Origin of the sequence: Massilia sp. Bi118 (assembly GCF_918697865.1) — a bacterium.
Classification (GTDB): Bacteria; Pseudomonadota; Gammaproteobacteria; order Burkholderiales; family Burkholderiaceae_D; genus Telluria.
In genome coordinates this window covers 250,872-271,946 of sequence record NZ_CAKKMV010000007.1, presented here as the reverse complement: position 1 = coordinate 271,946, position 21,075 = coordinate 250,872, and the positions used below count along the sequence as shown (strand labels likewise).

18 protein-coding genes and 1 tRNA gene are annotated in these 21,075 nt (G+C 67.8%); 9 read left to right on the top strand and 10 right to left on the bottom strand.

Annotation, left to right across the window (positions count from 1 at the left end):
• Nucleotides 1–247: 247 nt before the first annotated feature.
• The 6 genes from LQV39_RS12865 (at nt 248) to waaF (ending at nt 6,130) form a co-directional block, all read left to right on the top strand.
• Nucleotides 248–1,285: a hypothetical protein gene (locus tag LQV39_RS12865; protein WP_230026078.1), complete on the top strand. Its 1,038-nt coding sequence runs from the start codon at nt 248–250 to the stop codon at nt 1,283–1,285.
• Between the two features lie 145 nt (nt 1,286–1,430).
• Nucleotides 1,431–2,420 (top strand): glycosyltransferase family 4 protein, encoded by a 990-nt coding sequence (locus LQV39_RS12860; RefSeq protein ID WP_230026076.1) that lies wholly within the window; start codon nt 1,431–1,433, stop codon nt 2,418–2,420.
• Entirely contained in the window at nt 2,417–3,715 is a 1,299-nt protein-coding gene (locus tag LQV39_RS12855; RefSeq protein WP_230026074.1) for a glycosyltransferase, read from the top strand. Before LQV39_RS12860 ends, LQV39_RS12855 begins: the two co-directional genes overlap by 4 nt.
• On the top strand, nt 3,712–4,464 hold the full coding sequence (locus tag LQV39_RS12850) for an SDR family oxidoreductase (protein WP_230026073.1): 753 nt from the start codon (nt 3,712–3,714) through the stop codon (nt 4,462–4,464). Before LQV39_RS12855 ends, LQV39_RS12850 begins: the two co-directional genes overlap by 4 nt.
• The gene (locus LQV39_RS12845; protein WP_230026071.1) at nt 4,461–5,024 is read left to right on the top strand and encodes an HAD-IIIA family hydrolase; all 564 of its coding nucleotides are present in this window, start codon (nt 4,461–4,463) and stop codon (nt 5,022–5,024) included. The genes LQV39_RS12850 and LQV39_RS12845 overlap by 4 nt, the downstream gene beginning before the upstream one ends.
• A gap of 8 nt (nt 5,025–5,032) precedes the next feature.
• On the top strand, nt 5,033–6,130 hold the full coding sequence (gene waaF / locus LQV39_RS12840) for a lipopolysaccharide heptosyltransferase II (RefSeq protein WP_230026069.1): 1,098 nt from the start codon (nt 5,033–5,035) through the stop codon (nt 6,128–6,130).
• Nucleotide 6,131: 1 nt separating this feature from the next.
• On the opposite strand, the gene LQV39_RS12835 is transcribed toward waaF, so the two are convergent.
• Nucleotides 6,132–6,542 carry a hypothetical protein gene (locus LQV39_RS12835; protein WP_230026067.1) on the bottom strand — a complete coding sequence of 137 codons (411 nt, stop codon included), beginning with the start codon at nt 6,540–6,542 and terminating at the stop codon, nt 6,132–6,134.
• Nucleotides 6,543–6,658: 116 nt separating this feature from the next.
• Between LQV39_RS12835 and LQV39_RS12830 the strand changes: the two genes are divergently transcribed.
• The 3 genes from LQV39_RS12830 (at nt 6,659) to LQV39_RS12820 (ending at nt 9,351) form a co-directional block, all read left to right on the top strand.
• On the top strand, nt 6,659–7,369 hold the full coding sequence (locus LQV39_RS12830) for a S24 family peptidase (protein WP_230026065.1): 711 nt from the start codon (nt 6,659–6,661) through the stop codon (nt 7,367–7,369).
• Between the two features lies 1 nt (nt 7,370).
• Nucleotides 7,371–7,661 (top strand): hypothetical protein, encoded by a 291-nt coding sequence (locus LQV39_RS12825; RefSeq protein WP_230026063.1) that lies wholly within the window; start codon nt 7,371–7,373, stop codon nt 7,659–7,661.
• 76 nt (nt 7,662–7,737) lie between these two features.
• Entirely contained in the window at nt 7,738–9,351 is a 1,614-nt protein-coding gene (locus tag LQV39_RS12820; protein WP_230026061.1) for a response regulator, read from the top strand.
• Here LQV39_RS12820 and LQV39_RS12815 read toward each other — a convergent pair.
• From LQV39_RS12815 to LQV39_RS12775, 9 genes are all read right to left on the bottom strand, one after another.
• A complete protein-coding gene (locus tag LQV39_RS12815; RefSeq protein WP_230026059.1) occupies nt 9,348–11,783 on the bottom strand; it encodes a response regulator in 2,436 nt (811 codons plus the stop codon). The two genes, LQV39_RS12820 and LQV39_RS12815, sit on opposite strands and share 4 nt — an antisense overlap.
• Before the next feature lie 2 nt (nt 11,784–11,785).
• Entirely contained in the window at nt 11,786–12,370 is a 585-nt protein-coding gene (locus tag LQV39_RS12810; RefSeq protein WP_230026057.1) for a YfiR family protein, read from the bottom strand.
• Nucleotide 12,371: 1 nt separating this feature from the next.
• Nucleotides 12,372–14,300, bottom strand: a complete 1,929-nt coding sequence (locus LQV39_RS12805; RefSeq protein WP_230026055.1) for a TonB-dependent siderophore receptor — start codon at nt 14,298–14,300, stop codon at nt 12,372–12,374.
• A 148-nt stretch (nt 14,301–14,448) separates the two neighbouring features.
• Nucleotides 14,449–14,706 (bottom strand): hypothetical protein, encoded by a 258-nt coding sequence (locus tag LQV39_RS12800; RefSeq protein WP_230026053.1) that lies wholly within the window; start codon nt 14,704–14,706, stop codon nt 14,449–14,451.
• 149 nt (nt 14,707–14,855) lie between these two features.
• Nucleotides 14,856–14,932 (bottom strand) — tRNA-Pro (locus tag LQV39_RS12795).
• Nucleotides 14,933–14,981: 49 nt separating this feature from the next.
• Nucleotides 14,982–16,868, bottom strand: a complete 1,887-nt coding sequence (locus tag LQV39_RS12790; RefSeq protein WP_230026051.1) for an MFS transporter — start codon at nt 16,866–16,868, stop codon at nt 14,982–14,984.
• 168 nt (nt 16,869–17,036) lie between these two features.
• Entirely contained in the window at nt 17,037–18,119 is a 1,083-nt protein-coding gene (locus LQV39_RS12785) for an AbrB family transcriptional regulator (protein WP_307727845.1), read from the bottom strand.
• Entirely contained in the window at nt 18,107–19,183 is a 1,077-nt protein-coding gene (locus LQV39_RS12780; protein WP_230026049.1) for an ABC transporter ATP-binding protein, read from the bottom strand. The genes LQV39_RS12785 and LQV39_RS12780 overlap by 13 nt, the downstream gene beginning before the upstream one ends.
• Before the next feature lie 18 nt (nt 19,184–19,201).
• Nucleotides 19,202–21,016, bottom strand: coding sequence for an iron ABC transporter permease (locus LQV39_RS12775; RefSeq protein WP_230026047.1), 1,815 nt, complete (start codon nt 21,014–21,016; stop codon nt 19,202–19,204).
• Nucleotides 21,017–21,075 lie beyond the last annotated feature (59 nt).

Below are 21,075 nucleotides of genomic sequence, written 5' to 3'. Positions count from 1 at the left end.
AGCGCCGGTCGGAATCATCTTAGGCATGCGAGATGGATGAGGCTATAGGACGTTTTCAGATGACTTTGTAGGACAATGTGAGACAGAAAATGCACAGCCGAAAGTTACTTCCGGTAGTAAATTGTCAAGAAAGGCAGTCGTCAGTATTAGTCCTACAATCACCCGCTGTCTCTTCCTATACTGAACTTGGCCTCCGGCGCGCATTATCTTTATAAGAATGCATCGTTCCAGTTGAAAGGAGACGACCATGGATGCGAACCAACGCAGCGAAGTCAACAACCAGACGAATAACGTCGCCAACGAAAAATGGACGCCCGGTTCCAAGGGCAAGACCGCGGACGACGGACCGCTCGACCACACCTATCCGCAAGGCCTGGGCGCCCAGCAGCAGGGCAACCAGGGCATCGACACCATGGGCACGCAGCAGTCCGGCGCCGGCCCGGGCGCACAGCCCGGCGGTATGGGGGGCCGCGAGGACGGCGGCAACCAGTCGCAGACGCCGGGCGGCTCCATGCAGACCCAGATGAGCGGCGGCTCCGGCGCCGTGCAAGGCATCACCGACAGCCACCAGCGCCAGATGGAACAGAAGTCCGGCGCCTACGGCCTGCTCGAACAGCCCATCGGTCACCGTTCTCATGATTCCGGCGTGAACGTGACCGAGGGACACGACATGCACCGCGACGTGGTGCGCGGCCAGATGGGTTCGCAGAACCCGAACCAGCCCGATCTGCAGGGCGGCTCGCTGGGCCCGAACCATGGCACCGGCAGCATGCAATCCGCCAGCCAGGGCGGCACCAGCGGCGGCGGCATGCACGGTCCGCAGAGCGCGCCGACCAGCCTGAACGCCGGATCCGCGACCGGCAACCGGCAGCAGGGGAGCAGCCTGTACGTGTCCGACAACTCGACCCGCAATGGCGGCGGCATGCGCGGCCCGCTGAGCGGATCGCAGGGTAACGGCCAGGAAGCCCAGCGGGGCAACACCCAGCTCGGCGTGTCCGGCTCGGGATCGATGGCGAACCAGGCCGCCAGCATCGGCGGCGTGCACGAATCGAACGACGCGGCCGGCGGCCTGCCGCGCTCGCCGGGCAACAGCGGCGCCCGCAACGCGGCCGGCAGCACCGACCGCGCCGGCTCGCAGACCGGCGCCGGCGCCGCCGAGGGCGGACCGCCTGCGCACGAGTCGAACGACGCCGCCGGCGGCTACCCGCGCAGCCCCGGCTACGCCAACAAGCTGTCCGGCGACCAGAACATGGACGACGACACCGGCTTCAAGCGCAAGCCTTGAAAACCTGAGCCCCTGAACGAACGCGCCGCCCACCGGCGCGTTTTTCTTTTTCTACTTGACGCAGATTCAGGCATTCCCGCTGCAAGGGAACCCTGCCATTCCCGCCCCGGTCGAACCCGTCACATCATTCATACGGGGGGAGGCCATGCGCCGCCTGAACATCCTGACCTGGCACACGCACGGCAGCTACCTGTATTACCTGTCCCATGTTCCGCACGACTTCCACGTGCTGGCCAAGCCCGGCCGGCCGCCCGGCTACGGCGGGCGCTGCGGTCCCTTCCCCTTCGGCCCCAACGTCCACGACCTGCCGGCCGGGCAGGCGCACGAACGCGAATTCGACTGCATCCTGTTCCAGGAAGACCACCATTGGGAAAAGGACCAGTACGAATTCCTCACCCTGGCCCAGCGCGCCCTGCCCCGCATCTACCTCGAGCATGATCCGCCCGGCATCGCCGTCACCGGCGGCGCCATGCCACGCCAGGCCTGGCCCACCGATACCCGCCACCTGGTCGACGATCCGGGCGTGCTGCTGGTCCACGTCACGCCCTTCAATGCGCTGATGTGGGACAGCGGGCGCACGCCCACCCGCGTCATCGAGCACGGCGTCGCAATCCCGCCCGGGGTCCGCTATAGCGGCGAGCTCGAGCGCGGCCTGACGGTCACCAACCACCTGGCGCGGCGCGGCCGGCGCATGGGAGCCGATCTGTTCGCCGCACTGCGCGCCGAACTGCCGCTCGACCTGCTCGGCATGGGCGCCGCGGAGCTGGGCGGCCTGGGCGAGATCGACCACCCCGCGCTACCGGCCTTCGCCGCGCGCTACCGCTTCCTGTTCAGCCCGGTCCGCTACTCCAGCCTGAGCCTGTCCACGCTGGAAGGCATGATGGCCGGGGTGCCGGTCGTGGCTCTCGCCACCACCGAAATGGCCACCGTCATCGAGCACGGCAGGTCGGGCTATGCCGTCACCGATGCGCGCGAGCTGGCGCCCTGCATGCGCGCGCTGCTGGCCGAGCCCGAACTGGCGCGCCGCCTCGGTGAAGGCGCGCGCCGCACCGCGCTCGAGCGCTTTTCCATCGCCCGTTTCAGCGCCGACTGGGACGCCGCGCTGCGCCACGTCACCAGCCAGGACGCCCCATGAAACTCGACGACGCTCCACGCATGAAGCGCATCGCCCTCATCAGCGACCACGCCTCGCCGCTGGCCTCCCCGGGCAGCATCGACTGCGGCGGCCAGAACGTCTACGTGGCCCACCTGGCGCGCGAACTGGCGATGGACGGCCACCTGGTGGACGTGTTCACGCGGCGCGACGCCATCGGTCAGAAGCAGCTGGTGCGCTGGCGCGACAACATCCGCGTGATCAACGTGCCGGCCGGCCCGGCCCACCACGTGCCCAAGGAACAGCTGCTGCCCCACGTGCAGGCCTTTGCGCGCTTCACGACCCGTTTTGCGCGCCACCAGCCGGCCCTGTACGACGTCGTGCATGCCAACTTCTTCATGTCCGGCATGGTGGCCCAGCACCTCAGGCAGATGCTCGGCATCCCCTTCGTGATCACCTTCCATGCGCTCGGCCAGGTGCGCCGCCTGGCCCAGGGCCCGGACGACGCCTTCCCGCCGGCGCGCATGCGCATCGAGACCCTCCTCATGCAGCAGGCCGACCGCATCATCGCCGAATGCGCCCAGGACCGGCTGGACATGGAGCAGCTGTACGGCGCCAGCCCCGCGCGCATCGCGGTCGCGCCCTGCGGCTTCGATCCGGCCGAACTGTGGCCGCAGGACCAGCAGGAGGCGCGCAGGCAGCTGGGCCTGGCGCCCGGCCGCTTCACCGTGCTGCAGCTGGGCCGGATGGTGCCGCGCAAGGGCGTGGACACGGTCATCCAGGCACTCGCCCTTCTGCACAGCCAGCACGGCATCGACGCCCAGCTGCTGGTGGTCGGCGGCGACATGCATGCGGGTGGACGCGATGGCTCCGAGATGGCGCGCCTGCGGGCGCTGGCGGCGCGGCTCGGCGTCCTCGGGCACGTGCACTTCGTCGGCCAGAAGCCGCGCGCCGAGCTGCGCACCTGGTACAGCGCCGCCGACGTGTTCGTGACCACGCCCTGGTATGAACCCTTCGGCATCACCCCGGTGGAGGCGATGGCCTGCGCGCGGCCGGTGGTCGGCGCCGAAGTCGGCGGCATCAAGAGCACGGTCGTCGACGGCACCACCGGTTTCCTGGTGCCCTCGCGCGATCCGCAGGCGGTGGCCGAACGCCTCGCCACGCTGCAGCGCAATCCCCTGCTCGCCCGCAGCATGGGCGAGGCCGGCCTGCGGCGGGCCTACCGCCATTACACCTGGCGCAGCGTCGCCCAGCAGGTCGCGGCGGTCTACGCCGCCGTGCTGGCCGACGCGCAGGCGCGCGCCACCACTCTGAACCAAGCCCAGGAGTCACCATGACCGAACAGTCCTTCCCCACTTCCTCAGGCGCCCTGCGCGGCAAGACCGCCTTCATCACCGGCGCCGCCAGCGGCCTCGGCGCTGCCCTGGCCGATGCGCTGGCCGCCGCCGGCGCCGACATCATCGCGGCCGACATCCGTCCCGCCGCCCTGCACGACCTGCTGCCGCGCCTGCGCGCCCACGGCGTGCGCGCGGATGCCGCCGGACTCGACGTCAGCGACCCGGCCCAGGCCTTTGATGCCATCGAGCGCACCCTCGACCGCATGGGCAGCCTCGACATCCTGGTCAACAACGCCGGCACCGACGTCACCCTGCCGATCGACGAACTGAGCGAGGAGGACTGGCTGCGCGTGATCGGCACCAACCTGAACGGTCCCTTCCTGCTGTCGAAGTACGCGGCCCTGCACATGCGCCGCCAGGGCTCGGGCGACATCGTCAACATCGCTTCCACCGCCGCCAAGCGCGCCTGGCCCAACGCCAGCGCCTACCACGCCAGCAAGTGGGGCCTGCTCGGCCTGTCGCACGCCCTGCACGCCGAGCTGCGCCCGCACGGCATCCGCGTCACCGCCGTGGTGGCCGGCGGCATGCGCACGCCTTTCCTGCTGGACCGCTTTCCCGAGCTCGACCCGAACGTGCTGCAGGACCCCGCGGACGTGGCGCAGGCCATCCTCGGGGCGCTGCTGCTGCCGCGCGCGAGCGTGGTGGCGGAGCTGACCGTGCTGCCGGTGCGGGAGACGTCCTGGCCATGAAAGCGGTCTTCCTGGACAAGGACGGCACCCTGGTCGACGACCTGCCGTACAACGTCGAGCCGCAACGCATCACCCTGTGCAACGGCGCCGGCCCGGCCCTGCGCCTGCTGTCGCGGCTCGACTACCGGCTGTTCGTGGTCAGCAACCAGGCCGGGATCGCCTTTGGCCGCTTCGGCGAAGGCGCCATGGAGACCGTCCACGACCGCCTGCAGGACCTGCTGTTCCGCGAACACCTCACGCTGGACGGCTTTTATTATTGCCCGCACCATCCGGACGGCAGCGTCGGCGCCTATGCCTGCGACTGCCACTGCCGCAAGCCCATGCCCGGCATGCTGCTGCAGGCGGCGCGCGACCATGGCATCGACCTGCGCTCGTCCTGGATGGTTGGCGACATCCTGCACGACGTCGAAGCCGGCAACCGCGCCGGCTGCCGCACCATGCTGATCGATAACGGCAACGAGACCGAATGGCGGTTGGGACCGCGCCGCATCCCGACCCGCATGGCGCCCGACCTGTATGCCGCAGCGGTACTGATCGCCAGCCATGGGGACATGGCATGAGGGCTGACATGAAACCGGCGTGGGCGGAGGCGCGCCGCATCCTGTGCGTGCGCCTGGACGCCCTCGGCGACGTCCTGATGTGCACGCCGGCGCTGCGGGCTCTGCGCGATGCCGTTCCTGGCCGCAGCCTGACCCTGTTGAGCTCGCGCTCGGGGGCCGCCGCCGCGCCCTTCATCCCCGAACTCGACGATGCGATCGTGCACGCGGCGCCCTGGATGAAGGCGGCGCAGCCGTCCCGGCCCGACGACCTGTTCGCGCTGGCGGCCAGCCTGGCCGCGCGCCGCTTCGACGCCGCCGTCGTGTTCACGACCTATACGCAAAGCGCCCTGCCCGCGGCCACCCTGTGCTGGCTGGCCGGGATCCCGCTGCGGCTGGCCCACTGCCGCGAGAATCCCTACCACCTGCTCACCGACTGGGTCGAGGAGCCGGAGCCGAAGCTTTTGGTGCGCCACGAGGTCCAGCGCCAGCTGGCGCTGGTGCGGCGCGCCGGGGCGGCGCCGCCGGCGGGAGCGAAGCAGCCGCTGTCCTTCGCGCTGCGTAACGCCGACCTGGCCGCGATGCGCGCGCGCCTGCTGCGTCTGGGCATCGATGCCGACCGGCCATGGCTGCTGCTGCATCCGGGCGCCAGCGCGGCTTCGCGCCGCTATCCCGCGGGCCACTGGGCGCGTGCGCTCGAGCTTCTGGTACGGCGGAGCGGCCTGCCTGTCTTGATCGTGGGCGGCGCGCCAGAGGCCGCCACGATCGCGGAGATCCGCGCCGGCTGCGGCGTGCCCGTGCATGTACTGGCCGGCGAGTTGAGCCTGGGCGAGCTGGGCGCCGCGCTGCGCCTGGCGGCCGTCGCCCTCACCAACAACAGCGGCCCGGCGCATGTGGCGGCCGCGGTCGGCACGCCGGTGGTCGACCTGTATGCGCTGACGAATCCCCAGCACACGCCCTGGCAGGTGCGCAGCCGGGTGCTGTTCCAGGATGTGCCCTGCCGCTTCTGCTTCAAGAGCACCTGCCCGGCCGGCCACCACCAGTGCCTGACCGGCGTGGCGCCGGAGCGGGTGGCGGAGGCCGTGCTGGAACTGCTGGAGGCGCAAGCCGAGACGCGCTGCCTGGCCTGACTCACAGGGTCTCGCGCACCTGGCGCACGGCCTCGGCGGCGTCGTGCGCGATCTCGGCGATGTCCTTGCTGCGGCGCCGCTCGAACCACAGCAGCACCGCGCCGACGATCCACCAGGCCGGCAAGCCCGCCAGCACCAGGAAAGGCGCAGCCACCATCAGCACGCCAAGTTCGGCCGGCCCGCCGGCCAGGATCGCGAACTGCCCGCTCGACGCGAACAGGGCCGGCCACCAGCAGTAGGCGGCGATGGCGAGGATCGGCCCCGCCACCGTACAGGCCAGCAGTGTGCAGACGAAGCGCGCAGCCGCCTCGCGTCCCGACTTCGGCCACAGGAACAGGAAGCCGAGGCCGGTCGCCGCCAGGCCGGCGGCAAACGGAACGGCGGCGAGCTTCAGGAACAGGATCGCGATCATGGTGTGTCTCCAACGTTGATTATTGGCCTGTAAAGGTTTAGTATTCGAAACGAGTATAGAACTCTAAACTGATCTTAGTCAAGAACACTACACCAATCGAGTTTAGGATGCTAAACATGAACTCCCTGGCAGAACGCCTGAACGTCATCCATCACGACCTGCCCGAGCTCGAAGGCGAGCGCGGCCAGACCGGCCTGGTCAAAGCCTCCGGCGCCTCGAAGAGCGTGGTCAACCAGTGGCTGACCGGGAAGATCAAGTCGATGGATATCCGCTACGCCCTGAACCTCGAGCGCGAGCTCGGGATCTCCCACATCTGGCTGATGACCGGCGAGGGCGACCGCCACCATGCGCCCCTGCACGGGGTCCCGGATGCGATGCCGGTGCGCGCCGCCGCCAACGACGACGCCGACTTCGTCCAGATCCAGATGGTCAAGCTGCGCCTGTCCGCCGGCATCACCGGCTTCCAGACCGAGCCCGAGCAGCGCGAAGGCGGCACCCTGGGCCTGCGCCGCTCCTGGATCGAGCGCCACCAGCTGCGCGCCGAGCACCTGATCGCCATCCTGGTCAAGGGCGAGAGCATGGAACCCTCGCTGTTCGAGGATGACATCGTGATCGTCAACACGCGGGACACCAAGCCGGTCGACGGCGCCGTCTACGCCTTCAACTACGAGGGCGAAGCGGTGGTCAAGCGTCTCGTGCGCGACGCCGGCCAGTGGTGGCTGACCTCGGACAATCCGGACCAGCGCCGCTACCACCGCAAGCTGTGCAAGGGCGCCGAATGCCTGGTGATCGGGCGCGTGGTGCGCAAGGAAAGCGACCGGATCTGAGATGAAGATCCGGGTCGCGCTGACGGTGCTGAAAGGCGTGCGGGTGGCGGTGGCCTTCCCGCCCCCGGCCTGGGTCGTGCCCGGCATGGGCGATGCGCTGCTGGCGCGGCTGCAGCCCTGGTTCCCTGCCCTGCCGGTGCTGCTGGCGGCGCCACAGCTGCACGGCGTGCGCGCGCACGCGGCCTTCCAGGCCCAGGCGCTGGTCGAAGGCGCAGAGCTCGCTGGTCTGGAGACGATCGAGGTCGACCTGGACCACATGCCGCCCGAGCCTGAGGAAGCGCCGCCGTTTTAGCGAATCGAATCGCATGCTTTGCCGCAACTTTGTTATGCTGGGAGACCAACATCGATAAATACGTGACGGAGACAAGGTGCCCCCATTCGAGCGTCCCGGGATTTTGGTCGTCAACGACGACCATGCCAGCCTCCTGGCGCTGTCCAGCCTGCTCGATCTCTGGGCCGAGGAACTGAACTACACGGTCGTCAGCGCCCGCTCCGGGCAGGAGGCCTTGCGCCAGGTGCTGCTGCACGACTTCGCCGTGATCCTGCTCGACGTGAACATGCCGGGCATGAACGGCTTCGAGACCGCCGAGGCGATCCAGCAGCACCCGCGCGCTGCGGAAATCCCCATCATCTTCATCACGGCTTACCAGGCCGACGAGGTCGCGCGCCTGCAGGCCTACCAGCGCGGCGCGGCCGACTTCATCTTCACGCCGGTGATCCCGCAGATCATGCGCGCCAAGGTGTCGGTGTTCGTCGCCATGGCGCAGAAGAACGAAGAGCTGCGCCGCCAGACCGCCGCGCTCGGCCAGCATACCCAGGAACTGGTCGACATCAACGAGCGGCTGACCCAGGAGATGGAAGAGCGCCACGCCGTCGAGCGCGCCAGCCATGCCAAGGACGAATTCCTGGCGATGCTGGGGCATGAGCTGCGCAATTCGCTGTCCGCGATCAGCAGCGCGGCCTCGCTGCTGGGGATGCCGGCCATCACGACCGAAATCGCCCTGCGCGCGCGCAGCATCGTCCAGCGCCAGACCAGGCAGCTGAGCGCCATCGTCGACGACCTGCTCGACCTGTCGCGCGCGATGTCGGGCAAGGTGGTGCTGGCGCGCCGCCCGCTCGACCTGGGCAAGCTGGTCGAGACCTGCCTCGCGACCTACCGCGCGACCGGGCGCGCCGAACTCCACACGCTCGGCGAACAGCTTGAGGCGGTCTGGGTGGACGGCGATCCGGCCCGCCTCGAGCAGGTGATTTCGAACCTGGTCGAGAACGCGCTGAAGTACACGCCGCCGGGCGGCGCCATCGATGTCTCGGTCAAGCGGGTCGGCGGCGAGGCGGTGGTGGTGGTCCAGGACAACGGCATCGGCATCGATACCGATCTGCTGCCGCAGGTGTTCGACATCTTCATGCAGGTGTCCAGTGCACTCGACCGCTCGCAGGGCGGCTTGGGCATCGGTTTGTCGCTGGTGCGGCGGATGGTGGAACTGCATGGCGGCGCCATTGCCGTCAGCAGCGAGGGCAGCGGACAGGGAAGCGTCTTCACGGTGCGCCTGCCGGCGATCGAGCCGGCCGAGACGGCGCAGCCCGCGCGCCAGGTAAAGGCGCCCGGCGTCAGGCCGAGCCTCCTGCTGATCGACGATAACGACGACGGCCGCGAAATGATGGCGCTCGCGCTGCGCGCCCAGGGCTACGAGGTGCGCCAGGCCGGCGACGGCATCCGCGGCATCGAAGCGGCGCTGGCGAATCCGCCGCAGGTCGCGCTGGTCGACATCGGCCTGCCGGGGATAGACGGCTACGAGGTCGCGCGGCGCCTGCGCGGGGCCCCGGCCACCAGCGGCATCAAGCTGATCGCGCTGACCGGCTACGGCCTGGTGAAGGACCAGAACCGGGCGCTGGAAGCCGGTTTCGACCTGCACCTGGTGAAGCCGGTCGCTACCAACCGGCTGTGCGGCATCATCGACGAACTCGGTCAGGCAGTACCTTAAACGCTGCTGGCCTCTTCGAGCAGCGACTGCAACGCGGCCAGCGTGAAAGGCTTCGGCAGGAACAGCGGCTTGACCTCGAGACCGGTGGACTCCGGTGCGCCGTAGCCCGACGAGAAGATGATCTTCATGGTGCTGTCACGGGCCGCCACGATGCGCGCCAGCTCCAGGCCCGACATGCCGGGCAGCGAATGGTCTGTCAGCAGCACGTCGAATTCCTTCTGCGCCAGCAGCTCGAGCGCCTGCTCGGCGCTGCCCACGCCTTCGACGCCGTGGCCGAGGATCAGCAGCAGTTCGGACAGCATGCTGCGCGCGTCCTGGTTGTCCTCGACCACCAGGATGGACAGCGGCACTTCCGCCACCGGCAGCGCCGCCTCGCCATTTTCAGCGGCCTGCACCGGCGTAGGTGCAGGTGCAGATGCAGGCACAGATGCGGGCACAATCGCGCTCGCCTCCTTGCGCGCCGTGAGCAGCTGGCGGATCTTGCGCGCCAGCTCGTCGCGGCGGTAAGGCTTGCTGATCAGCTCCACGCCCGGATCGAGACGGCCGCCGTGCACGATGGCGTTCTGGGTATAGCCCGAGGTGAACAGCACTTCGATGGACGGGAACATCTGCTTGGCCTGGCGCGCCACCTCGATGCTGCGCACCGGGCCCGGCATGACGACGTCGGTGAACAGCATGTCGACCGGGATCCCGCTTTGCAGGATGGTCAGCGCGCCCTGGCCGTCGCTCGCCTTCAGCACGCGGTAGCCGAGGCCCTGCAGCATGTCGACCACGGTGGCCTGCACCGCCAGGTCGTCCTCGACCACCAGGATGGTCTCGCTGCCGCCCAGCACCGGCGCATTGCGCAGGTTGGGCAGCTCGACTTCCGGCTGCATCGAGCGCGGCAGGTAGATCTTGATGGTGGTGCCGCTGCCCACTTCGCTGTAGATGCGGATGTGGCCACCGCTCTGCTTGACGAAGCCGTAGGCCATCGACAGGCCCAGGCCCGTTCCCTCGCCTTCGCGCTTGGTGGTGAAGAAGGGCTCGAAGGCGCGCGCGACGACGTCCGGCGGCATGCCGCAGCCGGTGTCCGAGATCGCCAGCATCACGTACTGGCCGGCCGCCACTTCCGGCTCGTGCAGCACGTAGTTATCGTCCAGCATGGCGTTATTCAGTTCGAGCGTGAGGCGGCCGTCGCCCTTCATTGCGTCGCGCGCGTTGATGGCGAGGTTGAGGATCACGTTTTCCAGCTGGTGCGGGTCGGCCATGGTGGTCCACAGGCCGCCGGCGACCACCGTCTCGATCTGCACCGATTCGCCCAGCGCGCGGCGCAGCAGGTCGTCCATGCCGCGCAGGACGCGGCCGATGTTGGTGGCCACCGGCTGCAGCGGATGGCGGCGCGCGAAGGCCAGCAGCTGCGACGACAGCTTGGCGCCGCGGTCGGCCGCGAAGGCGGCCGATTCCAGGCGGCGCTGCGCTTCCGGATTGCCCGCCAGGGACATCTGCAGCAGCTGCAGGTTGCCGGCGATGACTTGCAGGACGTTGTTGAAGTCGTGCGCGACGCCGCCGGTCAACTGGCCGATCGCCTCGAGCTTTTGCGACTGGCGCAGTTGGGCGTGGGTCTTTTCCAGCTCGGCGGTGCGCTCGCGGATGCGCGCTTCCAGCGAATTGTTCAGCTCACGCACGGCTTCCTCGGCGGCGATGCGCTCCTCCATCTCGTGCTGCATCTGCACGTGCGAGGCTTCCAGCGCCTTGGCGCGCTCGCCGACTTCGCCGAGCATGCCGTTGAAGGCGTCGACCAGCACCCCGACTTCGTCCTCGGTGGTCTTCGGTACGCGCATCGAAAAGTCGCGGCGGCGGATCACCTGGTCGACGGCTTCGGTCAGCGCCAGCACCGGCTTGATGATGGCGGCCTGCAGCCAGCTGGACATCAGCATGGCGATCAGCAGGCTGCCCACCAGCACCGCACCGAGGATGCTCAGGTAACGCTTGACCTGGGCCATCAGCGGATATTCGGCCTCGACATAGGCGATGCCGGCGGTCTCGCCGTTGCGCAGCATCCTGACGGCCACGGCGATCTCGCCGCCGGCTATGGTGCGGCCTTCGTGCGGCAGGGCTTTCGGCAGCTTGCGCGCGTCCTCCGGCGTTTTCGAGTACCAGGCGAACAGCGAACCGTCCGGCCGGTAGATGGCCGCGGTGACGATCAGCGGCCTGGCGCGCAGCTGCAGCAGGTTTTCCTGGGCCACTTTCGAATCGTTGAATTCGAGGGCCGGCTGCGTGACCGTGGCGAGGATGTCTGCCTGCGCGCGCAGGTCGTCGGCCCAGCCAGTCTGGTAATTGCGGATGTCGAGCACCAGCATCGTGGCGCAGGCCACCAGCAGCGCGCTCAGGGTGGTCATCAGCACGCCCAGCACCAGCTTGCGCGAGATCGATTGTTTAACGGCGCCAAACATACTCAATGATTCCCTTTCACCACCTTCGTGGCCACACTGAACAGGCGCGAATTCAGGCGCAGTCCGCTCTGCTCGGCCATATCGACGGAGACTTCGAACCGGACCCGCTCGTCGACGGTCCGGAAATTGATGATGCTGCCCTGCTCCAGCGCGCCGTCGGCGGCGCTGACGGTCAGGATGGCCCGGCCCTTCGCCTGGCGCAGCCATTGTCCCAGCCTGGCGCGCTCGTTGCGGCCGACGTAGAGCATGTGCAGGTCGTTCACGGTATCGCCCGGCAGCAGGCGCTTGACGATGACGCCACGGTTGTTGACGCTGCGCCCGGCGGCGATGCGCGCCAGTTCGTCGGCCACCGCATCGTCGCCGGCGACGCCGATCACGTAAGGCGTATCGGCCTGCGGGAAGGAGGCGGGCGGCCAGTCGGCATAGTTCAGGAACTTGTGCAGGTACGCGGCCTGCACCCGCTCCTCGCTGGCCGCGATCTGGGCGCCGGCCGCCACTGCGGGCACGGCGGGCGCCAGCGCGGCGGCGCCGAGCAGGAAGGCCAGGAGCGCGGCGCCAAACCGCTGGCGATGGCGCGGGCGGGTCATCTTATAAAGTCCAGACCAGTTTGAGCAGCGCAGCGCGTTCGTAGGCATGTCGTCCTCCCGCGGCGCCGGCTTCGGCGTGCTTCGGATCGAGCAGGTTACGCCCGATCAGCGACAGCTCCAGGCCCTTGCGGATCCGCCAGCCGTAACGCAGGTCGAGCGCCGTGTACGAAGGCACGACCGGTTTTTCCAGCGCGCCGACGTAACGCAGCGTGAAGTCCAGCTCCTGCCCTTCCGCCAAGTCGTGCGAGGAGCGCAGCATCCAGTAGTGGCTCGGATCGCTGGTGGCGAGGCCGGTCGCGCCGGTGCTGTCGCGGCTGCCGGGGTTGGCGGCCGTGTCGACGCGCTGCACCACGCCGCCGCCCATCAGGCGCCAGTTCTTCGTCGCCTGCCAGGTGGCCCAGGCTTCGATGCCGCGCGTGTCGCCGTGGGCGAAATTGCGGAACACGGAACCGGTGCCGTTCGGGTTCGGCTCCAGGGTGCGCAGCTTGTCGTAGCGGCCGAAGAAGGCGGTGGCCGAATACGACAGCGTTGCCATCGGCTGCGCACGGTAGCCGAGTTCGAACACGTTGGCGACTTCGGACTCGAAGTCCGGGCCGCCGGCGATGCCGTACTGCGGCACGCCATTCACGACGGCCGGCACGGTGGGCGAATACAGGTCGCGGTCGATGCGCGAGGGCGCGCGCACGGAGCGCGACAGCGAGCCCCATACCAGCGTCGACGGCTTCGGATTCCAGGCCAGGCGCAGGGTCGGCAGCACCTCCACCCCGGTGTAGTTGTTGTCCTCGAACTTCAGGCCCGCGGTCAGGCGCAGGTTCTCGCGCAGCGCGAATTCATCCTGCGCGAACAGGTTGGCCCAGTGCAGGTTCATGGTGCCCGGCAGGAAGCCGAAGGCCGGACCGTTCTGCACGCGGTCATGGCCCCAGCGGTAGCCGCCGCCCCACACCAGGCGGTTGCTGTCGCCCAGGTCGACGGCATGCTGCAGCTGCAGGTCGAGCGTGTCGAGATGCTCGACGAAGGCCAGCGGCTGATCGCGCTCGGTATGGTCCCAGTACATCTGCAGAGTCGCGGTGGAGCCGCCTGCGAAGGTCTGGTTCAGGCGGCCTAGCAGGTTGGCGCCGCTCACCTGGATGTCGGCGGTGCCGGCCTGGTGCAGCTTGCCGTCGACGACGTCGCCCTGCACCGTCAGGTTGCGGGTTTCATTGCCCCAGTCGGTGCGGAAGCCCGCCTGCTGGCGGTGCCAGCCGGTGAGCACGGTGCCGCCGTTCTCGTTGCGCAGGTCGTCGTTGTCCGCGTACTTGGCGTACACGCGGTAGTTCCCGCCCTTGCCCAGCGCGCCGCCGTAGCGCACCGCGCCGTTGCGTTCATCCTTGCCCCAGGTGGCGCTGAGCAGCGTGCCCTGGGTCGCCGCGGCCGACTTGGTGATGATGTTGATGACACCGTTGACGGCGTTCGCGCCCCACATGGTAGCGCCTGGACCGCTGATCACTTCGATGCGGTCGACGTCTTCCAGCACGACGTCCTGCACGTCCCAGTAGACGCCCGAGAACAGCGGCGAATACACGGTGCGGCCGTCGATCAGCACCAGCAGCTTGTTCTCGAAGGGGCTGCTGAAACCGCGCGACGTGACCGAATAATTACGCGCATCGACGCGCGCCACTTCCAGGTTCGGCGCCAGGCGCAGCGCCTCGGGCAGCGTGGTGACGCCGGAGCGGTGGATGTCGGTGCCGCTGATCACGAAGATCGACGATGCCGCATTCGACAGCGACTCGGGGCGCTTGGACACCGAGGTGACCTGCACGTTGGCCAGCTCTTCGAGGCTGAGGTCGGCGATGTCCTGCGGGCCCGGGTTGGGCTGCTCGGCGTGGGCGTGCATCACGAACAGGGAAAGGGCGATGCCGCTGGCGATGGGCCGCAGGCGGGGCTTGTTCATTCGAGGACGTGCCATGGGGAAGTCTATAGACGTGAAGGAAGGATTCTAAACCAAAACGTTGCAAACCGTTAAAAGCATTTGCACACGAATTCATCATTTGATGTGGATCGGCGACGGTTTGCCGATCCCGTTCTGGCGAAGTCCCTGCCTATTCGACCGGCTTGTCCAGCCGCGCATCGATCCAGGCGCGCGCCAGCTGCAGGGCGGCTTCCCTGGCCTCGTCTTCGGTGCCGTAGGTCTTGATCTGGTCGCGGGGATGTTCGTACAGGGTGCGCGTGAACATCGGATTCGTGGTCGGCTCCAGGATCATGAAGGCATCCGTCAGGCTGTCTTCAGGCCGGCCGGACGGGTGGATGGCGATGTCGTGCTCGCGGTAGCTTGCGGTGGAGGCAGCACTCGTTCCCATGGCGGATCCTTTGTGGAAAAGACAATCCTAGCATGTCGAGCATAGCTTCCCCGTCGAGTGCTGGTTCTGGGAATGTCCCTGAATTCTTACTGACCGGGCCGCAAATGAAAAAGGCCAGCTAAAAAGCTGGCCAATCTCATCAATTCCATTGGTCGGGGCGAGAGGATTCGAACCTCCGACCCCCTGCACCCCATGCAGGTACGCTACCAGGCTGCGCTACGCCCCGACTCAGCCTGCAATTATATCAGAGGCAAACAAAATGATAAGCCCTTTTGTTACTTCCATTCACCACGCAGCGCCAGCACCTGCTCGTACAGCCCCTCCGGCGTGACCTCCTGCGGCGGCACCGGCCGTCCCACCGCCAGCGCCAGGCGTGAGCGCCAGCCGCGCGCGAAGGAGCGCTCGAAGACGTTGGCCGGGTCGCGCGAGAACACGCTGCCCCACAGGCCGCGCAGGGCCATCGGGATCACCGGCACCTTGCTGCGCTCGACGATCTTGGCGATGCCGCCGCGGAATTCGTTCATCTCGCCGTCGCGGGTCAGTTTGCCCTCCGGGAAGATGCAAACCAGCTCGCCTTGGTGCAGGGCCTGGGCGATGTCGACGAAGGCCTTCTCCATCAGCCACGGGTCTTCCTTGGCGGGCGCAATCGGGATCGCCTTCGCGGTGCGGAAGATGAAGCCGAGCAGCGGCGTCCTGAAGATGCGGTGGTCCATCACGAAGCGGATCGGGCGCGGGCTGGCGGCCATGATCACGATCGCGTCGACGTAGCTCACGTGATTGCAGACCAGGACCGCGGCGCCCTCCTCCGGAATCTGCTCGGCATTCACGGTCGAGACGCGGTGGATGGTATGGATCAGCAGCCAGGCCAGGAAGCGCATCAGGAATTCCGGCACCAGCGAGAAGATGTAGATGGCGACGGCGGCATTCAGCAGGGCCGTGGTCAGGAACATCTCCGGAATCGTGAAGCCCTGGCCGATCAGGAACACGGCGACGCCGGCCGCGGCCACCATGAACAGCGCATTCAGGATGTTCATGCCGGCGATGGTGCGCGAGACGTGCTTGGGGTCGCAGCGGGTCTGGATCAGGGCGAACAGCGGGACGATGAAGAAGCCGCCGAACACGCCCAGCAGCAGCAGGTCGAGCAGGATGCGCCAGGTGCCATGCTGGTGCAGCAGGCCGAGGAAATCCACGGTCGCCGTATTCACATACGCCTGGCTGGCGAAATACAGGTCGATGCCGAACAGCGAGAGGCCGATCGCGCCGAAGGGCACCAGGCCGATCTCGACCTTGCGGCCCGAGAGCTTTTCGCACAGCAGCGAGCCGGTGCCGATGCCGAGCGAGAAGATGGTCAGCAGCAGCACGAACACGCTATGGTCGCCGTGCAGGTACTCCTTGGCGTAGAGCGGGAACTGCGACAGCACCAGCGCGCCGTAGAACCAGAACCAGGAATTGCCGAGCATGGACAGGAACACGGTGCGGTTCTGGCGCGAATAGCCCAGGTTGCGCAGCGATTCGGCGACCGGATTCCTGCTGATGGCGAGATCCGGCGCCGGCGCCGGCGAGGCCGGGATGCGCCAGCTGGTCGCCAGCCCCAGTACCGCCACGGCAATGGTGCCGACGGCCACCATGTGCACGCCCCAGGCGCCATGACCGGCCAGCACCGCGCCCATCACCTCGCCCAGCAGGATGCCGACGAAGGTCCCCATCTCGATCACGCCATTCCCGCCCACCAGCTCTTCCGGCTTCAGGTGCTGCGGCAGGTAGGCGTATTTGACGGGGCCGAACAGGGTCGAGTGCACGCCCATGCCGGCCACCGCGGCGATCAGCAGCCACAGGGTGTGCGTGTACCAGCCGATGCCGGCCACCGACATGATCACGATTTCGAGCAGCTTGACCCAGCGCGCCAGCCTGCCCTTCTCGACCTTGTCCGCGATCTGGCCGGCGGTGGCCGAGAACACGACGTAGGGCAGGATGAACAGGCCCGGGATCAGGTTGTTGAGCAGGCTGGGGGCCAGCGTCGTCCAGGACAGCGCGTCGTAGGTCAGCACGACCAGCAGCGCGGTCTTGAACAGGTTGTCGTTGAAGGCGCCGAGGAACTGGGTCCAGAAAAAGGGACCGAAGCGGCGCTGGGTCAGCAAGGAAAACTGGCTCGTGTGGCTCATGTGCTTCATCGTGGCGTGTGTTTGGATGCCACAATCTACAACACAAGCCGCACCTTGAACATAGAATGTTGCTACACGTTAAGCATAAGCATCATATTCCGATACCCTCGGCTTCACTTTCCGCCGCGACGCCGCACGAAGTCGCCGATCAAGCGCCCACGTTCAGACTCAGTGCAGCCGCTTCCAGCCCCGATAAAGCGGCCCGATCGCCAGCACCACAACCACCATGCGCGACACGTGAAAGGCCGTCACTACCGGCACGCCCAGGTGCAGCACGCGCGCCGTCAGCGACATCTCGGCAATGCCGCCCGGCGAAGTCGCCAGCAGCATGGTTCCCGGGTGCAGGCCGGTCAGCGTGGCCAGGCAGAGCGCGAAGGCGGCGGCCAGCAGCATGGTCACTGCCGTGCAGGCGGCCACGCTGGCCAGGTAGCGCGGCGCGGTGTGCACGAAGCGCGGGGTGAAGCGCGTGCCCAGCGAGATGCCGATGAAGAGCTGGCCGGCGCGGATCATCCACTCCGGCAGGCGCGAAAGCTCGATGCCGGCCGCGGTCAGCGCCAGCGCCACCAGCAGCGGGCCGATCACCCAGGCGTTCGGCAGCTTCAGGCGTTTCAGCAGCAACGCGGCGAACGAAGTCACTGCGATCAGGACCAGCAGGCCTTTCATGTGCACGTTCGCGGCCAGCGGCACGAAAGGATCGATGCCGGCGCCCCAGCCATGGCTGCTCCACCAGCGCACGGCAAAGGGGATGGTGCCGACCACCATCATGATGCGCAGGCTGTGGGCGGCGGCCACCCGTTCGACCACGGCGCCATGGCGTTCGGCCTGCACCGCCATCTCGGACGCGCCGCCCACCGCCATCGCGAAGAAACCGGTGGCGTCGTCGCAGCCGGACAGGCGGCGCAGCATGGCGCCGGCGGCCATCCCAAGACAGATCGCGAAGGCGACCGCCAGCGCGATCCAGGCCAGGTTGCGCGCCAGCGCGGCCAGCACCGGCGCACTGAAGTAAAGACCGAGGGCGGTGCCGATCGCCCACTGCCCCGCTTCGCGCGCCTGCACCGGCGCTCCCAGGCGCGCGCCCAGCATGCAGGCGATGGCGGTCGAGAACAGCGGCCCGATCATCCACGGCAGCGGGGTGTCGAGCGCGATGCAGGCTTCGGCTGCGACGAAGGCTAGTGCCAGCGCCGGCAGGAAAGTGCGCAGCGTCGCCGGCAGACGCAGTGGCAGCGGGCGTCCCGGGTTCAGAACACCCACAGTTTCTCGGCCGGCATCTCGAGCCAGTACTGGCCCGGATCCAGGCGGTGCTTGGAGTAGGCGCGCACGTGCGCATCGCCGCTCTTGAACAGGCATTCCCAGCGGTCGCCAAGGTACATGGAGGTCAGCAGCGGCAGCTCGATGCCGTTGGGGACGGGGCTGCGGCCGATTTTGACTTCCTCGACGCGGATCAGCGCCGACGCATCCTTGCCCTCGCCCAGGCCGCGCGCGGTCGCGTTCAGTTCGCGGCCGCCCACCTGCAGGCGGGCGCCGCTGCCGCTGCGCTGGACCATCTGCGCCGGCAGACGGTTGTTACTGCCCATGAACTCGGCCGTGAACAGGGTGTCCGGCGCCTCGTACATCGACTGCGGGGTGCCCTGCTGCTCGATCTTGCCGTTGTTGAGCAGGAGGATGCGGTCCGAGATCGCCATCGCCTCGGCCTGGTCGTGGGTCACCATCAGGGCCGACAGGCCCAGGCGCACGATCAGTTCGCGCAGGAAGGCACGCGCTTCTTCGCGCAGCTTGGCGTCGAGGTTGGACAGCGGCTCGTCGAGCAGGATCACGGGCGGGTTGTACACCAGCGCGCGGGCGATCGCCACGCGCTGCTGCTGGCCGCCGGACAGCTGGTGCGGGAAGCGCTCGCCCAGGTGGCCGAGGCCGAGCTGGGACAGCACTTCGTTCACCTTGTCCTTGATCGCGCGCGAGGCCATCTTGCGCAGCTTGAGGCCATAGGCCACGTTATCGAATACAGTCTTGTGCGGCCACAGCGCATAGGACTGGAACACCAGGCCGAGGTTGCGCTCTTCCGCCGGCAGTTCCAGCGCGCGTCCACCCTTGGCGCCGCCTTCGAACACGCGGCGCTCGCCGATGTCGATGGTGCCGGCCTTCGGGCTTTCCAGGCCGGCGACGGCGCGCAGCAGCGTGGTCTTGCCGCTGCCGGAAGGGCCCAGCAGCGCCACCACTTCGCCGCGCTGCAGGTGCATCGACACGCCTTTCAGGATCGGGTTGGCGGAAGCGCCGCTGCCGTAGTCGAGGTGCAGGTCGTTGACGGTCAAAACGTTCATGGTCATGTCTCGCAAAAATTAGTTGTGCAGCTTGACGCCGAAGCGCAGCGCGATGCCCAGGCCGATGGCCACGAGCGTGATGTTGATGAAGGACAGCGCGGCAACCAGGTCGGTCGAGCCGCCGGCCCACAGCGAGACCAGCATCGCGCCGATCACTTCGGTGCCGGGCGACAGCAGGTAGACGCCGGTCGAGTATTCGCGTTCGAAGATCAGGAAGACCATCAGCCAGGCGCCCAGCATGCCGAACTTGATCAGCGGGAGGGTGACGTCGCGGGTCACGCGGCCGCGGCTGGCGCCGACCGCGCGCGCCGCTTCTTCCAGTTCCGGACCGACCTGCAGCAGCGAGGTCGAGACCAGGCGCATGCCGTAGGCCAGCCACACCACCGAATAAGCGAGCCACAGCGCAAAGATGGTCGAACGCAGCTGGCGCAGTTGCGGAATGAAATGCTCGGACAGCCAGGTGGCCCAGCCGGCGTCCATCCCCTTCAGCATCGTGTCCAGCCAGCTCGGCACGAATAGGAAGACCCACAGGAAGGACAGGCCGGCCAGCAGGCCCGGCACGGCGCGCGGCACCAGCACGCTGTAGTCGAGCAGGCGGGTCACGCCGTCCGGCTTGCGGTGCATGGCCAGCGCGATGGCGGTGTAGCAGACCACGGCCAGGGCGCCGCCCACCACGCCGATCAGGATGGTGTTGACGATGCCGCGCACCAGCGACGGCTGCTCGAAGATGTCGCGGAAGTGCTGCAGGGTCAGGACGTCGGCCAGCTTGACGCCTTCGCCCCAGTACTGGACGAAGGAGCGCAGCACGATGCCCGTCAGCGGCAGCACGATGGTGACCATGATCCAGGCGCCGATGACGGCCATGGCCAGCCATTTCCACTTGCCCAGCGGGAGCGGCTTCTGGCGCGCGCCCTTGCCCTTGATCGAGACGTATTTGTTGGCCGACTTCAGCAGCCAGCGCTGCAGCATCACCAGCGGCATGGTCACCGCCACCAGGCACACGGCCACCGCCGCCATCAGGTGGTAGGAAGGGGTGCCCAATTTATTCGTGAGTTTGTACAGGTAGGTCGCCAGCACCAGGTGGCCTTCCGGGTCGCCCAGCACCAGCACCAGGCCGAACACCTCGAAGCCGAGGAAGAACACCAGCACGCCGGCATAAGCCAGGGCCGGCATGATCATCGGCAGCGACACGTTGAACATCACCTGCCACGGCGAGGCGCCGGTGGTGCGCGCCGCTTCTTCGACGTCCGACCCCAGGCTCTTCAGGGCCGAGGAAGCGTACAGGTAGACGTGCGGCACGTGGGTCAGGCCGGCGATCACGACGATGCTGGTGAAGGAATACACGTTCCACGGGATGATGCCGAGCAGCTGGTGCACCCAGGTGGTGTAGAAGCCCACCGGGCCCATGGACACCACATAACCGAAGCCCATCACCATCGGCGAGACGAAGATCGGCACCAGCAGCAGCGGCGCGATCCAGCTGCGGCCCGGCAGGTCGGTGCGCACCATCAGAAAGGCCAGCATGCCGCCCAGCGGCACCGCGATCGCCGCCAGGCCGGAAGCCAGCAGCATGCCGTTCTTGAAGGCCAGCCAGAAATCGGGGTCGTCGAAGATGAAGCGGAAGGCGTCCAGCCCGAGCTGCTTGTCGGGCATGAAGAAGGGCGCCGTGAGGACGCTCTGGTAGAAAATCAGGAACAGCGGCAGGAAGATCGCCAGGCAGGCCAGCACCACCACGATGGTACGCGGCCAGTTGAAGCGGAAGCGGCGCGCGGCAGGCGAGCCGTCCGCGCCCTGCGATTTCAGGCGGGCGCCCGGGAGTGAGAAGGTAGGCATGTGAGAGTCCGATCAGGCTGCAAAAAACGGGGTGCGGCGGGCGGGCCTGCCCCGCCGCG

Coding starts and splice junctions, on each gene's coding strand:
- LQV39_RS12825 (WP_230026063.1), top strand. CDS start 7,371: ATGAAGATCCGGGTCGCGCTGACGGTGCTGAAAGGCGTGCGGGTGGCG.
- LQV39_RS12790 (WP_230026051.1), bottom strand. CDS start 16,868: ATGAGCCACACGAGCCAGTTTTCCTTGCTGACCCAGCGCCGCTTCGGT.
- LQV39_RS12855 (WP_230026074.1), top strand. CDS start 2,417: ATGAAACTCGACGACGCTCCACGCATGAAGCGCATCGCCCTCATCAGC.
- LQV39_RS12815 (WP_230026059.1), bottom strand. CDS start 11,783: ATGTTTGGCGCCGTTAAACAATCGATCTCGCGCAAGCTGGTGCTGGGC.
- LQV39_RS12805 (WP_230026055.1), bottom strand. CDS start 14,300: ATGAACAAGCCCCGCCTGCGGCCCATCGCCAGCGGCATCGCCCTTTCC.
- LQV39_RS12800 (WP_230026053.1), bottom strand. CDS start 14,706: ATGGGAACGAGTGCTGCCTCCACCGCAAGCTACCGCGAGCACGACATC.
- LQV39_RS12830 (WP_230026065.1), top strand. CDS start 6,659: ATGAACTCCCTGGCAGAACGCCTGAACGTCATCCATCACGACCTGCCC.
- LQV39_RS12780 (WP_230026049.1), bottom strand. CDS start 19,183: ATGAACGTTTTGACCGTCAACGACCTGCACCTCGACTACGGCAGCGGC.
- LQV39_RS12850 (WP_230026073.1), top strand. CDS start 3,712: ATGACCGAACAGTCCTTCCCCACTTCCTCAGGCGCCCTGCGCGGCAAG.
- LQV39_RS12865 (WP_230026078.1), top strand. CDS start 248: ATGGATGCGAACCAACGCAGCGAAGTCAACAACCAGACGAATAACGTC.
- LQV39_RS12775 (WP_230026047.1), bottom strand. CDS start 21,016: ATGCCTACCTTCTCACTCCCGGGCGCCCGCCTGAAATCGCAGGGCGCG.
- LQV39_RS12860 (WP_230026076.1), top strand. CDS start 1,431: ATGCGCCGCCTGAACATCCTGACCTGGCACACGCACGGCAGCTACCTG.
- waaF (WP_230026069.1), top strand. CDS start 5,033: ATGAAACCGGCGTGGGCGGAGGCGCGCCGCATCCTGTGCGTGCGCCTG.
- LQV39_RS12810 (WP_230026057.1), bottom strand. CDS start 12,370: ATGACCCGCCCGCGCCATCGCCAGCGGTTTGGCGCCGCGCTCCTGGCC.
- LQV39_RS12845 (WP_230026071.1), top strand. CDS start 4,461: ATGAAAGCGGTCTTCCTGGACAAGGACGGCACCCTGGTCGACGACCTG.
- LQV39_RS12835 (WP_230026067.1), bottom strand. CDS start 6,542: ATGATCGCGATCCTGTTCCTGAAGCTCGCCGCCGTTCCGTTTGCCGCC.